The following is a 16,237-nucleotide window of genomic DNA, read 5'->3' as shown; positions in this document are numbered from 1 at the left end:
TCGCGAATCGTTTTATATAGGGGCACGCTAAAAAAGCATGAAAATTGTACATGCGATTGCTGGTTTTTGATCAATTAATAACCGGTCAGCTTTCTCTTGAACAATAGTTTTTTTTTGTTGTCTCAACCAGCATTTAGCATAGGTAAGGAAAAAAAACTGATTTATGCTACAACCTTATGATTTCAAGTAACCATTTTAAGAATAAATTATTTTTTCTTTTATTAAAAAAATGCTTGATTCCGCAAAAATGCGGCCTATAATTCGTACCCTTTAATAATTTTATAGCTTCATTAGTGCCAAGAAATAAGGAGGTCATCATGATAAGCAAAGCGAATTCTTCTGCACAATCTGATTTGGTTCACATTCATATCCCAGAAACGTAGCGACCTGTAAGAGGAATTAATAATGAAAATACGTACCGCCACTGTACAAAAGAGAACTGAAAGTGAAGTTATCTTTGACACCCATCCCGAAATTAGTCTGGATCTCGCCCTTGTTGAAGAAGCTCTGAAAAAAGGTTATAGCAAGCCTTTCCTGCTGGTCGACAGCAATATCATCCGTAACAAAATCCGTCGTTTCAAAGCTGCCATGCCGCGTGTACACCCGCACTACGCAGCAAAAGCAAATCCGGATGCGCGCGTATTAAGAACATTGATAGAAGAAGGCTCAGGATTTGAAATCGCGTCTATCGCCGAGCTGGATCTGTTGCTGAGTTTAGGTGTTCCCGCAGCAGAAATCTACTATAGCAACCCCATGAAATCGCGCGCCTACCTGGAGTACGCCGCAGCCAAAGGCGTAGAATGGTATGTACTGGATAGTATTGAAGAGCTGCGTAAAATCGTCAGTATCAAACCAGATGCAAAACTATATTTGCGCATTGATACACCCAACATCGGCAGCGACTGGCCTTTAGCAGGTAAATTTGGCACGCACCTTGCTGACATCAAAGCAATTATTAACGAAGCAGCTTCACTGGATGCTGATCTGGCAGGAGTGACCTTTCATGTTGGTTCGCAATGCCGTAATCCGCAAAACTGGCGAGTGGGTATTGAACGTGCCAAAAATGTTTTCGATGACATGAGGCAGGCTGGTTTAAAGCCTCGCTTGCTCAATATCGGTGGTGGTTATCCAGTGCGGCATGTCAAGCCTATTCCTTCGATTGAAGTGATTGCAGACGTCATCAACGATGCCATTGCCGACCTCCCTGATGACATTCACATCATGGCAGAACCAGGTCGATACTTTGTTTCGGATTCAGCGTGTTTTGTTTGCAGGGTAGTAGGCACCGCCACCCGCAATGGCAAGCGCTGGATGTACTGGGATGCCGGCATATTCGGTGGCATTATTGAAGTAAGTGAAGGGCTGCGTTATGAAATTCTGACTGATCGCAAAGGCAGCAATATTCCATGGTCCATTGCTGGCCCGACCTGTGATTCCGTTGATGTGCTGATGCATGATGAGCTGCTACCTGAAGATATTCAGGAAGGCGATTTTATTTTTATTCCCAATGCAGGCGCTTATACTACTGCCTATGCCAGTAATTTTAATGGCTTCCCCTTGCCTGACGTCATCGTGCTCTAATTTGGATTAATTCATTGGCTAATGATTGAACCAACACAATAGATATGCATTTCTACTAGCTAAACTTGCTGAAGGGCGTTTTTTCGGCAAGTTTAGCATAACGTCCTTCCATCAACTGCCTGAATCAACAGAGCAAATGATCTACTGTAACAGATTACCTATTTCAGCAGCCTAGCCTGCTAAAATAGGGAGCTTGATTTCTAACCCTCGCATTTTATGACGTCAGTAAATCATACCCCCATGATGCAGCAGTACTTGCGCATCAAGGCGCAGCATACTGATAAGCTGCTGTTTTATCGCATGGGGGATTTCTATGAGCTATTCTTTGAGGATGCCGAGAAAGCAGCCAAATTACTCGATATCACATTGACCCAGCGCGGAACCTCGGCAGGCGAGCCGATCAAAATGGCTGGCGTGCCCTATCATGCTGCAGATCAATATTTGGCGAAACTAGTCAAACTGGGTGAATCGGTGGCTATTTGCGAGCAGGTGGGCGACCCAGCTACCGCCAAGGGACCGGTGGAACGCAAGGTAACACGCATTATCACACCAGGCACACTGACTGATGCCGCTTTGCTGGAGGACAAACGCGACTGCATCGTGCTGGCGCTGTCATCACACAAATCAACATTGGGGCTGGCATGGCTCAATCTGGCTGCTGGCCAGTTGCGCGTGCTGGAAACCTCGCCGGATAATCTGATAAGCGAGCTGGAGCGCCTGCAGCCAGCTGAAATCCTTTTGCCTGAGCCGCCGGATATATCATTAGTACTGGCTGAATCAAATACCCATAAACGGCTGCCTGCATGGCAATTCGATTACAGCAGTGCGGTCCGTAGCCTTACCAGGCTATTTGGCACCCATGATCTTTCCTGCTTTGGCTGCGATGATTTGCACGCAGCGCTGCAGGCTGCCGGTGCGCTACTCGAATATGTTCGCCTTACCCAAGGTGCTGATATCACGCATGTCAAGGCATTGCAGGTGGAACGTGATGGCGCCTATATCCGAATGGATGCGGCTACGCGCCGCAATCTGGAAATTTCTGAAACCTTGCGCGGAGAAACTTCACCCACCTTGTTATCGCTGCTGGATACTTGTTCCACCAGTATGGGCAGCCGTTTGTTACGGCACTGGTTGCACCATCCATTAAAGGATTACACGATTCTGCAGCATCGTCTTGACAGCGTCGCCAAACTAATTGAAACAGCTGAAATGGCTGCACCTTACGTTGGCATCAGAGAACATCTCAAGCGCATTGCCGATATTGAGCGCATTACTGCACGCATTGCACTCAAATCGGCCCGACCGCGTGACCTTTCCAGCCTGCGTGATAGCCTGACTTATCTGCCTGAAATTGCAATGATGGCAACCAGTGTTGCCAGCGAACATCTCACGCTGCTGGCGCAAGCCATAATGCCAGATAGCAGCCTGGTAGCGCTGTTGCATCAGGCATTACTGCCTGAGCCGGGCGTGATGCTGCGTGAGGGAGGAGTCATCGCTGATGGTTATGATGCTGAGCTAGATGGGTTACGCGCCTTACAAAATAACTGTGGCGAGTTTCTGCTGCAACTGGAAGCGCGCGAAAAAGAGCGCACGGGTATTCCTAATCTCAAGGTGGAATATAACCGGGTACACGGTTTTTATATTGAAATCACCCACGTGCATGGCGACAAGATTCCATCTGACTATCGCAGAAGGCAAACCTTGAAAAATGCCGAACGCTATGTCACACCCGAATTACAGGCCTTTGAAAACAAAGCATTGGCAGCCAGGGATGATGCATTGGCGAGAGAGAAATTTTTATATGAGGCTCTACTGGAAAAGCTTATTGGGTATATCAGCCGTTTACAGCATATGGCGCAAAGCGTGGCAGAAATCGATGTACTGAACACTTTTGCTGAACGTGCTCAGGCACTTAACTATACCGCGCCGGTCTTTACCGATGAAGCAATCATAGACATTCACACTGGCCGCCACCCTGTGGTGGAAAGTCAGGTAGATCATTATATTGCCAATGATGTGCAGCTTGGTTTAGGTGAAACTGGCAGACGGCAAATGCTCATCATTACAGGTCCCAATATGGGTGGAAAATCCACTTATATGCGGCAAACTGCCTTGATTGCTTTGCTTGCGCACTGCGGTAGCTTTGTCCCCGCAAACAGTGTCCGTATTGGCCCACTCGATCAGATCTTTACCCGCATCGGTGCATCAGATGATCTGGCCGGAGGGCGCTCCACCTTCATGGTCGAAATGACCGAAATGGCCAATATCCTGCGTAACGCCACCGACCAAAGCCTGGTACTGGTCGATGAAATCGGGCGAGGAACGTCTACTTTTGATGGACTGGCACTGGCTTTCGCCATTGCTCGCTATTTACTGACCAAGAACCTGAGCTACACGCTATTTGCGACTCATTATTTCGAGCTGACCAGCTTGGCGGAAGAATTCGGGCAAGTGACTAATGTTCATCTGGGAGCTGTCGAATACAAACAACACATTGTTTTTTTGCACACGGTTAACGAAGGGCCTGCCAGTCAAAGCTATGGCCTCCATGTGGCTGCGCTGGCAGGGGTGCCCAACGTCGTGATCAAAGCAGCCAGAAAAATCTTGACCAAGCTGGAACAGGAAAAGGTCAACAGGAATCCACAACTCGATTTATTCTCAGCATCACCTGATCCAGCCGATCAGCTTTCTGAAACATTACACCCCATTTTTACCCATTTAAGCAAACTTACACCGGATGAACTCAGTCCTAAGGAAGCACTGGAACATCTCTACACGTTAAAATCAATGCTGGATAAGGACTGACATATTTTATCCTGCAAAGTTGACGGGACTGATCAGTGCTCATGACCATGTGGTCCATGCACATGACCATGTGCAAGCTCCTCATGAGAAGCAACGCGTACTTCCATCACAATGCATTCAAATTGTAAAGCCATTCCCGCCAGCGGATGATTACCATCGACCACCACGATATCTTCGGTTACATCGGTAACCGTATAGATCATGACATCCTCGGAATTCTCTTCCGCACCTTCGAATTGCATACCCACCTCAACAGTGTCTGGAAAAGCACTGCGTGGTTCGATCCGAATCAACTCGCTATCATATTCTCCGAAAGTTTCTTCCGGCTCCATTGCTAAGGACAGATGGTATCCTGCTTCCTTTCCTTGCAATGCCGCCTCTACCACCGGAAACATCCCGCCATAACCACCATGCAGATAACTGACTGGAGAGGTGGATTCTTCGACAATTTCACCTTGTGAATTAGACAATTTATAATATTGCAGCGATACCACAGTATCCTTTTCTATACGCATCTTTTTCCCATCTATCTTGATTCTCATTAATTAATGGAGTATCCACGCCTGCCAAAGTTTCTGGATACCCCCACGATTGGCCAGACTAAACTGACCCACCTAGAACTGCAATCGTAATGATTACAACTCCCAGTATAAGATTAAACCCAATTAATAGACGAATTCGTCCTAATACAGCGCCTGCAGTTGGCCACTCTTCTCTCACAACATGATATTTGAGCTTTTTGTATGCCGCGAAAAACACATACAAAAAAATCAGCATCATCAGTAAGCCCAGCACAAACATAAGATGAATATGCAGACCTGCGGCCGCAAATCCGCCCATTTGCATTACCATATAGAGACCGCTCACCAGGATAAATCCTACTGATAACAATACCCATGGAAAAAAGTGGCTAAACACACTACTCCAGAGCTTCAATCGTATAGCGGGTTCAAGCAGCAGAACAACAGCCGGACGTAACACCATATAAGCAAAAAACATCCCACCCACCCAAATGATCACTCCCAGCAAGTGCAAAAATAATGGTATTTTCATGGGTATCCCTCTCTAGCAAAAAGTAATCAGGAATGGGTATGCTCTTTTATTAAAGCGCGCACAGGAGCAAAGCTGCGCCGATGAATTGCAGATATGCCATGCTGCTGCAATGCCGCCAGATGTGCCTTGGTAGGATAACCCTTATGCTGTTTTAATCCATAAACAGGAAAATGCTTATGTAATTGCAGCATCTCAGCATCGCGAGCTGTCTTGGCCAGTATCGAAGCTGCCGATATTTCAGGAATCAGGCTGTCACCCCTCACAATCGTCCGTACGAGGCAGTTCAGCCGCGGCGCTTGCTTGCCATCGATCAGAACGATAGCAGGAACCAGCGGTAATTTTTCCACAGCCCTTTTCATGGCGAGCAAGCTGGCTTGCAGAATATTCAAATGATCTATTTCGGCAACAGAAGCAGAAGCGATCCCCCATGCTTTCGCCTGCCGCTTGATGAGACTGGCAAGATAAGTGCGTTTTTGCTCACTCAGTTTTTTGGAATCTGCCAATCCTTCGATATTGTGGTCCGGGCCGAGGATGACGCATGCCGCATAGACTGGACCAGCAAGCGGCCCTCTGCCAGCTTCGTCTACACCGCCAATCCACTCAGTATTATGCATGCCGCTTATTTACAGGTTGTCTACAGAAAAACATGAATATGAAAAAACTACAGTATAGCCCGCGGTGCTATATATCTCTTGCTGTACACATTAATTGCGCTTCAGTCACCAGCTGGTCATCCACTTCCGCACGCGCTGTATATTTCCAGACCCCTTTTATTTGTCTGGTAATTTCAACCTTCAACACCAGTTGATCACCTGCCATCACAGGTTTCTTAAAACGCACACCATCAATTCCCACAAAATAATAAACTTGCGCATCATTTTTCGCAGCATTCTCTGTTTTCAGTGTGAGTAAGGCTGCTGCCTGTGCCAAGGCTTCGACGATCAAAACACCCGGCATGACGGGGTAATGTGGAAAATGGCCAACAAAATAGGGCTCGTTGATAGACACATTTTTAACTGCGATGATCCGTTCGCCCGGCTCATACGATACAACTCGATCAACCAAAATGAAAGGATAGCGATGAGGCAGGTACTTTAAAATTTCATAAATGTCCATGGCATTCATTCTTATCTCCCTGTTAGCCTGGATAGTGGATTAGTTATTTTTATAATAACCAGCTTAATACTGGCTTGCATGAGTATTGGATAACAGGAATATATGCTATAGGCTATTTATAGCCGCCTACTCCTGTTCTGCAAGCGCCCTGATAACCTGATTCGTGATATCTATACGCTGGCTGCGATAGACTGAATCCTGTAATTGCAGGATCAGATCATAGTTCTCGTTTTCCGCTATATTCTTGATAGTTTTATTGACGCGCTCCAGAATTAGACTATATTCTTCATTTTGACGCACGCTCAAATCTTCCCGCATCTGTTGCTGCGCACGTTGATATTGGCGGCTGATGTTCGCCAGCTCACGCTCCTTCGTTCGCCTCTCTTCTATTGTGATGCCCTTATCATTCTTCTCTAATTGTTCCTGTAATTCTTTAATTTGGGCGGCCATTTTTTTAATACGCTCATCATAAGCCTGAAATTCTTTTTCTATTTTTTTTTGTGCCATGATAGCCGGCGCAGATACTCGCAGGATTTTCTCAGTATTCACCACTCCGATCTTGATCTCTCTCGCCCAGATATTTGAGCTCCCGCCGATCAGTAAAAACAGCGCGAACAAACTGACCAACCACTGCCTCCATAACAGTTTGCGGTCCAATTGCTTCTCCTGCTGAACTAGTCTGGCTTTAGAATGTTTGTCCGAGCTGGAATTGGAATCTTTGAATATCATCACCTTTTTGGTCATTTAATGGCTGCGCCACACTAAATCTCAATGGCCCCATTGGCGAAATCCAGGTAACAGCCAGTCCCGTAGAAAAACGCAGGAAGTTCAGATCCAGATCCGACCAATCATTAAAAACGTTCCCGCCATCAATAAAAGCTGCTAGTCGTACGGTCTTTTCATCTTTCATAAAAGGAGCTGGAAACAAAATTTCTGCACTGCCGACAACGCGCTTACTAGCCCCTACCACCGTTCCACGCCTACCAGGTATCGGATTGCCATTCGCATCCAGCACCGGATCACGCGGACCTAGTGAGTTAATATTGTAACCACGCACCGAATTAAAGCCACCTGCAAAGAAGTTTTTAAAGAACGGCAACGATTCACCTGAATAACCATCGCCAACACCTACTTGTCCATTCAGCATCAAAGTGAATATGCTTGAAATCGGCACAAACCATTTATGCTCATAACTCGCCTTGTAGTATTCCAACTCAGCAAAGGGCATACTAAATTCTCCGAATATGCGATTTGTCGTCCCCGAGGTTGTCCAGATCGCACTATCACGGTTGTCACGCGCCCAGCTAAGGGTAATCGGAAGGTTATTGGTCGAGCTTCCAAATTCCTCCACGAAATCTTTAAACCGCTGAGGGCTATCGTTTCTCAGATCAATCTTTGTATGCTCCGCACCCAAACCCAGCGACACGATATCATTCTCTGCTATCGGGATTCCGAAACGTAACGTCGCACCAGCCGTATCCGTATTAAAAACACCTACACTGGGCAATGATCTAGTATTGATGTCCCGTCTAAAAACATCGAGTCCCAAGCTGATGCCATTGATCGTATAGTAAGGATTGGTAAAAGATGCTGAAAATATCTTGTTGACACTGCCTGTGTTGACCTGCAAGCTAAGAAAATTTCCTGTACCAAAAATATTATTCTGGGAAACAGAACCATTTAAAATAATCCCTTCCAAATCGGAGTACCCTGCTCCAAACATGATCGCGCCTGTTGGCTTCTCGGTCACATGAATATTAATATCCACTTGATCAGGTGCATCTGCTACCGGTGGTGTTTCCACATTAACGTTGGTGAAAAAATCTAACCGATCAACGCGTTGCTTGGAACGGTTGATTTGACTGGTTGAATGCCAGGCCCCCTCCATCTGACGAAACTCCCGACGAATGACTTCATCGCGGGTACGGTCATTGCCGCTAATGTTGATCCGCCTGACATAGACCCGGCGGCCTGGATCAATATAAAAAGTAAACGCGGTTTTCCTGCTCTCCTTATCCAGTTCGGGTGAAGCGTTGACATTAGCAAATGCGTAGCCCTCATCACCTAACCGGTCAGTAATGAGTTTGACAGATTCAGTCAATTTTTCCCGATTGAAGATACCACCTGGCTCGAGTTTGATCAGTTTGCGTAATTCTTCTTCCGGCACCAGGAAATTGCCGGCAAGTTTGATATCAGAAACCGTATATTGCGGCCCTTCCGTAACATTGATGGTAATGTAGATATCCTTCATATCCGGCGTGATGGATACCTGGGTAGAATCGATATTAAACTCCAGATAACCACGGTCGAGATAGTAGGAACGCAATGTTTCCAGATCGGCAGATAATTTTTGTTTCGAATATTGATCATCCTTGGTGAACCAAGTTAGAAGCCCTGGTGTTCTCAGCACAAACAAGCCAATCAGATCACCATCACTGAAAGCTTCATTACCAACGATATTTATCTGACGGATTCTAGTCGTTTTACCTTCTTCTATATCGAAGCTAATCCCTACCCGATTACGCTCCAATGGCGTTGTTGTTGTAGTAATTTTGACGGCGTATTTACCGCGGCTGATATATTGCCTTTTTAGCTCTTGTTCGGCCTTGTCCAGCAAGGAACGGCTAAAGATACGGGATTCAGCCAAACCTGCCTGTTTTAAACCTTCTTTTAACTTGTCTTTTTCAAATTCTTTGGCGCCGTTGATGGTAATCTGGGCAATAGCAGGACGTTCCTGTATTTGTACAATCAATAATCCATCCTGGGTTTTTAGTTTTACATCCTGGAAAAAGCCAGTTGCATAAAGTGTTTTGATCGCTGCAGCTGCCTTGGCCTCATCCAAAACATCGCCGACTTTTATCGGTAGATAACTAAAGACTGTTCCTGCTTCAGTACGTTGTATTCCCTCAACACGAATATCCCTTACAACGAATGGTTCAACTGCTTCACAAGTAAACGCATAAAGCAAACAATAGAGTACGACCAGACACTTGAGTTTCATGCTTAACCAAAAATAAGCCGATAAATATCATTGTAGATAGCAAAAACCATGAGGGTGAACAACATCGCCATACCAATCTGCTGACCAATAACTATGGCTTTTTCCGACAATGGGGCACCTCTGATAATTTCGATCACATAATACATTAAGTGCCCCCCATCCAATACAGGAATAGGTAATAGATTCAATACGCCGAGACTCACACTAATCAGCGCAAGAAAACCCAGATAAGCCATTATTCCTATTTGTGCTGATTGTCCGGCATAGTCCGCGATAGTGATCGGACCGCTCACATTTTTCCACGAAACTTCGCCTATCACCATCTTTCCCAGCATTCGTAGTGTAAAAAAGGTCATTTCCCAGGTTTTATCGAATGCTTTCAGCAGCGCCGTGCCAGCGGGATAACTCACTTTAACCAGCAGCTTATCCATCGTTTCGTGATCGATCTTAGGTGCAATTCCAATTTTTCCGATCTCGGTCTTACCCTCAATCGCCTTATCCGGCGTGATCGCAATAGTCATTGTCTTATTATCACGCAAGATTTCCAGTTCCAATAATTGTTCTGGCTGGGCACGAATCTCTTTAACAAGCACCTCCCAGCTCGGAATGTCTTTGTTGTTTACTGCCAGAATATCATCTCCGGCAAGTAACCCTGCACGATCACCCGCTCCTCCTGTGATTACCTTGCCTATGATAGGCGCCATGACAGGTTGATAGCTTACCAAGCCAATTTTTTCTAGAAAATTTACATCCAAATCATCAGCAGCTATATCACTTAAGTTCAATTTCCGCCAGGAAATTTCTCCATGAGCATTCACTGTTTCGACCATTACCTCAGGATTACGGTCGACTGCATGGCTTAACAACCTCCAGCGCGCATCCTGCCATGTCGGAATAGATTCATTTTCAATCTTTACAATGGTTTCTCCTTGCTCAAAAGCAGCAAGGGCAGCAGGTGTCAATGGTTTTACTGGACCCAGCACTGGTTTGATGCCGCTGATGCCCGACATAAAAAGTAGCCAATAAAGTAGAATTGCTAACAGGAAATTAGCAATCGGTCCTGCGGCAACAATTGCAAAACGCTTTGCAACAGACTGACGATTAAACGCACGCCCTAATTCCTGCGGCAAAACCTCTCCCTCGCGCTCATCCAGCATCTTGACATAGCCGCCGAGAGGAAGAGCTGCAATCACCCATTCGGTTTGATCTTTACCCAAGCACTTTTTAAACAGTGGTTGACCAAAGCCGATCGAGAAACGTAAAACCTTTACACCGCTCCAGCGCGCAACCAGATAATGGCCAAACTCATGAAAGGTAATTAATACACCTAACGCAACCACAAAAGCGAGAATTGAAAAAAGTAGTGACATCTCAATCAAATATATGGCAATAATAAATTTTTAAGCACTCAAACAAGAATGCGTGTACCTTGCCTATCATCCATAGTTTTCATTTTCTGCCAAGAAAACTCCGTTATTTTAGACTTGGCACGTCAACCATTCGCGGGCGACTTCACGCGCCATGGAATCAGCTGCAAGCACATCATCCAAGGTAGCGATCTCTTGTCGGCTGATCGTTTGCATAGTCTGTTCGATCATGAATGGAATCGTGGTAAATGCCATCTGGCCCGCAAGGAAAGATTCGACCGCGATTTCATTGGCAGCGTTAAGTACCGCAGGCATATTACCTCCAGCAGATAATGCATCATAAGCAAGCTTCAAACACGGAAAGCGCGCAAAATCCGGTGCTTCAAAATTCAACTGCGCAATTTCGAATATATTCAATGATTTCACTCCGCTTTCTATCCGCTCAGGATAACTCAGTGCATGTGCAATAGGGGTACGCATATCAGGATTGCCCAGTTGGGCCAGAACTGAACCGTCAATGTACTCAACCATGGAATGAATGACACTTTGCGGATGAATAACAACCTGTATTTTGTCTGGTGCAGCATCGAATAGCCAGTGTGCCTCAATGACCTCCAGACCTTTATTCATCATCGTGGCGGAGTCTACTGAAATCTTTCTCCCCATGACCCAGTTAGGATGCGCACATGCTTGCTCCGGTGTGACATATTCTAACTCGGATAACGTTGTCCGTCGAAACGGGCCTCCTGAGGCTGTTAACAAGATACGGCGAACACCTACCGAAGCGAGGTCGCCATTAAAATACCTTGGCAATGATTGATAGATAGCATTATGCTCACTATCAATGGGCAACAGAGTGGCGCAAGACTGTTTTACTATATCCATAAAAATACGGCCTGCCATCACCAGCGTTTCTTTATTTGCCAATAAAACCTTCTTGCCAGCACGCGCTGCAGCGATCGTCGGACGGATACCAGCTGCACCAACAATGGCCGCCATGACAGTATCTACTTCAGGTAAGGATGCCACCCTTTCCAATGATTCGACTCCTGCCAACACCTGCGTATCAATTCCCGCTGTTCTTATTTTTTTATCCAAACGTTCAGCGCTGGCTGCATGCAGCATGACTGCATACTGGGGGCAAAACCGTTGACATTGCGCAAAAATCTTATCTACATTTTCATTTGCAGTAAGCGCAACAACGTGGAATCGGTTGGAATGGCGCGCCACCACATCCAATGTATTTTCACCAATGCTGCCCGTTGATCCAAGTATGGTCAGGTGACGAGTTGCTGTCATAGTTCTAATGTATAAAAAATGAGAAATACCAGTGCCGCCACTGGCAATGTTGAGGTGAGCGCATCGATACGATCGAGTATACCGCCATGGCCTGGCAAAATATTGCCACTGTCTTTAACACCAGCCTGCCGTTTCATCAGCGATTCAAATAGGTCGCCTAAGATTCCTAATCCGGTTAAGACTAGCGATAATAGAATGAGTCCGATTGCTAATATGTTGCTCTCTATCATTTGCCCCCATATCAATGCATAGCAAAAAACAGCTCCTAACGCCCCAGCCACACCCTCCCAAGTTTTACCCGGACTGATCTCAGGTGCGAGTTTATGCTTACCAAACGAGCGTCCAACAAAATAAGCTGCGCTGTCTGATACCCAGATCACACCCATAAATCCAAGTAGCAACCAAGGATCAATCGCACGTAATTGATACAGCGCCAGGCAAGTTGGCAGTAAAACCAGCCAACCCATCAGCATTAATAAGCTTACGCTTTGAACCTGGTGCGATAACCTTAATAAAACCGGCACAGCTATCACCCAGAATAAACAAGAAGCCACATAGATCCAGATCATGCTGGTACTATTTGGATTGCTCGCAACTGCCTCACTTAGTATTAGCAGCAGCTCCCCCCCCAGCAATGTCGTTGAAATTAAATAGAGTATAGTCTGTTTAGTGGTAAACCTTGCAAGTCTGCACCACTCTCGAGACGCAACAACCGTCAGCGCTAGAAGCAATGCTGTCCAAAATATCGCTGGTAAATAAAACAAAGCTGATATAAAAAAAGCTATCAGAACAATAGCTGTAAGAATTCGCGTTTTAAGCATAAGCGGGTCACTTCCCGCTGAATAGAAAAATAAAGCAACTAGAGTTTTTTCTTGGCAGCAATTTTGGTTATTCCTTTTTTAATAGGCATATTTTGCAGCTGCTCACTGATTCGCCCAAACCGGCGTTCTCGTTGCTGATATGATTTTATCGCTAAATCAAGCGCATGTGCATCAAAGTCTGGCCAAAGTGTATCGGTAAAATATAATTCCGAGTAGGCTAATTGCCACAGTAGAAAATTACTGATACGGCATTCCCCACCAGTCCGAATAAATAAATCCGGGTCAGGCGCGTAATTCATGGCAAAATGCCTGACAAGATCCGTTTCTTTAAAATCCTCCAGCGAATTTGGTGAATCGCTGATCATTTTCTGAACAGCCTGCATGATATCCCAACGTCCACCATAATTTGCTGCAACAGTAAATATCAACCGGCTATTATTGGCGGTCAGCTCTTCCCCCTGATGAATGAAGGCTACAGTCCTGGAATCAAATTTGGACAAATCCCCTATCACCTTGAAGCGAATCCCATTTTCATTCAGTTTGGCTACCTCATGCTCAAGCGTTCTGATAAAAAGCTGCATTAGAAACGTCACTTCTTCTTCTGGCCTGTGCCAGTTTTCGCTACTGAAAGCAAAGAGCGTGAGATACTCTACGCCCCGCCCCATGCAAGCCTTAATGGTACTCCTTACCGCCTCGACGCCCTGCCGGTGCCCAGCTATTCGCGGCAAAAAGCGTTTCTTTGCCCAACGTCCATTGCCATCCATAATAATGGCGATATGTCTTGGAATGATGCTTTTTGCTGGATCTTCTCGAGTTGAGCCCGGAACCTGTGGCATATTCTTACACAGCCATCAATTCGGCTTCTTTGACCTGCAGCAATTTATCAACTTCAGCGATATATCGGTCAGTAAGCTTCTGAATCTCTTCCTGACCTCGCCGATCATCATCCTCAGAGATCTGTTTGTCTTTGAGCAATTCTTTCATTTGAGCATTTGCATCTCTGCGAACATTACGCATTGCTACTCGCGCGGACTCTGCTTCATTCTTGACGATCTTGGCGAGTTCCCGGCGCCGCTCTTCAGTCAGTGGCGGCATAGGCACTCGCACCATCTCACCCAGTGTCATCGGATTTAATCCTAAATCAGAATCACGAATGGCTTTTTCAATCGCATTCAACATTTTTTTATCCCAAGGCACTACACCGATAGTACGCGCATCGGGTAAGCTAATGTTAGCAACTTGATTAAGCGGTGTCATCGTCCCATAGTAATCGACCATAACATGGTCCAATAAGCCCGTGTGAGGGCGTCCGCTTCGAACCTTACCGAAATCAGCTTTAAGTGCTTCCAAGCACTTCTGCATTTTTTGCTCAGCAGATTTTTTTACATCAGCGATCATAAATTAATCGTCCTATCTGAATCACAACTACTCACCGAAGTTCCTTCATCCTCTCCCAATAGTATCCTCATAAGCGCACCAGATTTAAAGATACTAAAAACATTGATTGGCAATTCCTGATCGCGACAAAGTGTCAAGGCTGTAGCATCCATAACTTGCAGATTCTTACCAATCGCTTCATTAAAAGATAAATGCTGGTAGCGCGTCGCATCGGAGTTTATTTTAGGATCACTGGAATAAATACCATCCACCTTAGTCGCTTTGAGTACTATATCTGCATTGATCTCCATACCCCGCAAAGCAGCAGCAGTATCAGTAGTAAAAAAAGGATTACCCGTACCCGCAGCAAATATCACCACCTTCCCCTCTTCTAAATACCGAATTGCCTTATTGCGTATATAGGGTTCCACCACCTGATCAATTCGTAGTGCAGATTGCACTCGTGATATCAAACCCTTCCTTCGCATCGCATCCTGCAAGGCCAGAGCATTCATTATGGTAGCCAACATACCCATATAATCAGCAGTCACCCGATCCATCCCATCACCGGCTGATTTCATGCCGCGAAAAATATTCCCGCCTCCCACAACGATTGCAACCTCAACACCATGCTGGATTGCTGCGGAAATTTCAACCACGATATGCTCCACCACATCACGATTGATCCCGTATTTATCTTCGCCCATCAGGGCTTCACCTGAAAGTTTCAGCAGGATACGTTTATAAGCAGATGGCATAAGCAAAAAGAATCGGATTGCTACTGGGCTTTACTCTCTTTTACCTGACTGACTTGGGCCATGACTTCAGCGGCGAAATCGTCAGACCTCTTTTCTATTCCTTCTCCTACCACAAAAAGAGTGAAACCATTTACCGTAGCAGATTTGGTAGCAAGTAATTTCTCAACTGTTTGCTCCGGATCCTTAACAAAAGGTTGACCTAATAGTGTCACTTCAGCCAGATATTTGGCTATTCGCCCCTCTACCATTTTCTCGATGATATTGGCCGGCTTTCCGCTCTCAGCAGCTTGCGCGGTAAAAATCTGACGCTCATGTGCTAGCAGCTCAGGTGATATTTGATCACCGGAAACACACAGCGGTTTACTTGCTGCAATATGCATTGCCAAATCTTTACCAAGCGTTTCATCTCCACCGGTATAATCAATCATCACACCAATTTTTGATCCATGCAGATACATCGCAAGATAGCCTTTTGCCGTGTAGCAGACGCTTCGTCTGATACTAATATTTTCACCCAACTTCATCACCAAAGCTTGGCGAGACGCCTCAACAGTTTCTCCATGAGGCAACGTCAATGCGGCTAACTCATCTGGCTCGATAATATTTTTTGTCGCAACCAATTGTGCCAGACCTTTGGCAAAATTAACAAAATCGTCATTCTTAGCGACAAAATCAGTCTCGCAGTTGATTTCCACTAATGCACCATTTTTTCTGTCTGCCGAAATAAAAGCTCCGATCACCCCTTCTGCAGCGATACGACCAGCAGCCTTGCTCGCTTTTGCACCACTTCTGATCCGTAACAGATCTTCTGCTGCCTTCATGTCACCATTTGTTTCCACCAAGGCCTTTTTGCACTCCATCATTCCCAGGCCTGTCGATTCACGTAACTCTTTTACCATGCTCGCGGTAATTTCCGCCATATTTGCTCCAAGTACTGAAAACTATATTATTGATTTATTAAAGATACAATGAGAAAGCGGAATAATGATTACTATTTACTTTACATTTTTCTTGTTATAACAAAATTCGAAAATAAACCCTTTTTACGTGGCAAATTCC

The 16,237-nt window shown here is 45.5% G+C and carries 15 protein-coding genes; 2 read left to right on the top strand and 13 right to left on the bottom strand.

Features of this window, described 5'->3' with window-relative positions:
- Positions 1-405 precede the first annotated feature (405 nt).
- Both J5I83_RS01080 and mutS read left to right on the top strand, forming a co-directional pair.
- On the top strand, positions 406-1,581 hold the full coding sequence (locus tag J5I83_RS01080; protein ID WP_304052587.1) for a type III PLP-dependent enzyme: 1,176 nt from the start codon (positions 406-408) through the stop codon (positions 1,579-1,581).
- Between the two features lie 216 nt (positions 1,582-1,797).
- The gene (gene mutS, locus J5I83_RS01075; RefSeq protein WP_304052585.1) at positions 1,798-4,386 is read left to right on the top strand and encodes a DNA mismatch repair protein MutS; all 2,589 of its coding nucleotides are present in this window, start codon (positions 1,798-1,800) and stop codon (positions 4,384-4,386) included.
- 32 nt (positions 4,387-4,418) lie between these two features.
- Here the strand turns inward: mutS and J5I83_RS01070 are convergent, their stop codons facing one another.
- From J5I83_RS01070 to tsf, 13 genes are all read right to left on the bottom strand, one after another.
- Positions 4,419-4,901, bottom strand: coding sequence for a peptidylprolyl isomerase (locus J5I83_RS01070; protein WP_304052583.1), 483 nt, complete (start codon positions 4,899-4,901; stop codon positions 4,419-4,421).
- An 85-nt stretch (positions 4,902-4,986) separates the two neighbouring features.
- Positions 4,987-5,439: a CopD family protein gene (locus J5I83_RS01065; RefSeq protein ID WP_304052582.1), complete on the bottom strand. Its 453-nt coding sequence runs from the start codon at positions 5,437-5,439 to the stop codon at positions 4,987-4,989.
- A 26-nt stretch (positions 5,440-5,465) separates the two neighbouring features.
- Positions 5,466-6,053: a ribonuclease HII gene (rnhB, locus tag J5I83_RS01060; RefSeq protein ID WP_304052580.1), complete on the bottom strand. Its 588-nt coding sequence runs from the start codon at positions 6,051-6,053 to the stop codon at positions 5,466-5,468.
- Positions 6,054-6,120: 67 nt separating this feature from the next.
- Complete coding sequence (gene fabZ / locus J5I83_RS01055; RefSeq protein ID WP_304052578.1) at positions 6,121-6,564, bottom strand: 3-hydroxyacyl-ACP dehydratase FabZ; 444 nt, start codon at positions 6,562-6,564, stop codon at positions 6,121-6,123.
- A 117-nt stretch (positions 6,565-6,681) separates the two neighbouring features.
- Positions 6,682-7,212 carry an OmpH family outer membrane protein gene (locus J5I83_RS01050; RefSeq protein WP_304052577.1) on the bottom strand — a complete coding sequence of 177 codons (531 nt, stop codon included), beginning with the start codon at positions 7,210-7,212 and terminating at the stop codon, positions 6,682-6,684.
- Positions 7,213-7,240: 28 nt separating this feature from the next.
- A complete protein-coding gene (gene bamA / locus J5I83_RS01045) occupies positions 7,241-9,556 on the bottom strand; it encodes an outer membrane protein assembly factor BamA (RefSeq protein ID WP_304052575.1) in 2,316 nt (771 codons plus the stop codon).
- Positions 9,557-9,558: 2 nt separating this feature from the next.
- Positions 9,559-10,926, bottom strand: a complete 1,368-nt coding sequence (rseP, locus tag J5I83_RS01040; protein ID WP_304052573.1) for an RIP metalloprotease RseP — start codon at positions 10,924-10,926, stop codon at positions 9,559-9,561.
- A 108-nt stretch (positions 10,927-11,034) separates the two neighbouring features.
- On the bottom strand, positions 11,035-12,222 hold the full coding sequence (gene ispC / locus J5I83_RS01035; RefSeq protein WP_304052572.1) for a 1-deoxy-D-xylulose-5-phosphate reductoisomerase: 1,188 nt from the start codon (positions 12,220-12,222) through the stop codon (positions 11,035-11,037).
- The gene (locus J5I83_RS01030; RefSeq protein WP_304052571.1) at positions 12,219-13,043 is read right to left on the bottom strand and encodes a phosphatidate cytidylyltransferase; all 825 of its coding nucleotides are present in this window, start codon (positions 13,041-13,043) and stop codon (positions 12,219-12,221) included. The genes ispC and J5I83_RS01030 overlap by 4 nt, the downstream gene beginning before the upstream one ends.
- Before the next feature lie 38 nt (positions 13,044-13,081).
- Entirely contained in the window at positions 13,082-13,879 is a 798-nt protein-coding gene (locus J5I83_RS01025; protein ID WP_304052570.1) for an isoprenyl transferase, read from the bottom strand.
- 4 nt (positions 13,880-13,883) lie between these two features.
- Positions 13,884-14,441 (bottom strand): ribosome recycling factor, encoded by a 558-nt coding sequence (gene frr, locus J5I83_RS01020; protein ID WP_304052568.1) that lies wholly within the window; start codon positions 14,439-14,441, stop codon positions 13,884-13,886.
- The gene (pyrH, locus tag J5I83_RS01015; protein ID WP_304052567.1) at positions 14,438-15,178 is read right to left on the bottom strand and encodes a UMP kinase; all 741 of its coding nucleotides are present in this window, start codon (positions 15,176-15,178) and stop codon (positions 14,438-14,440) included. Before pyrH ends, frr begins: the two co-directional genes overlap by 4 nt.
- A gap of 20 nt (positions 15,179-15,198) precedes the next feature.
- Complete coding sequence (tsf, locus tag J5I83_RS01010) at positions 15,199-16,098, bottom strand: translation elongation factor Ts (RefSeq protein ID WP_304052565.1); 900 nt, start codon at positions 16,096-16,098, stop codon at positions 15,199-15,201.
- Positions 16,099-16,237: the final 139 nt, after the last annotated feature.

This window comes from Nitrosomonas communis, assembly GCF_024102715.1.
GTDB classification, from domain to species: Bacteria; Pseudomonadota; Gammaproteobacteria; order Burkholderiales; family Nitrosomonadaceae; genus Nitrosomonas; species Nitrosomonas communis_B.
The sequence above is the reverse complement of the archived record's forward strand: the minus strand, read 5'-3'. Positions and strand labels throughout refer to the sequence as shown.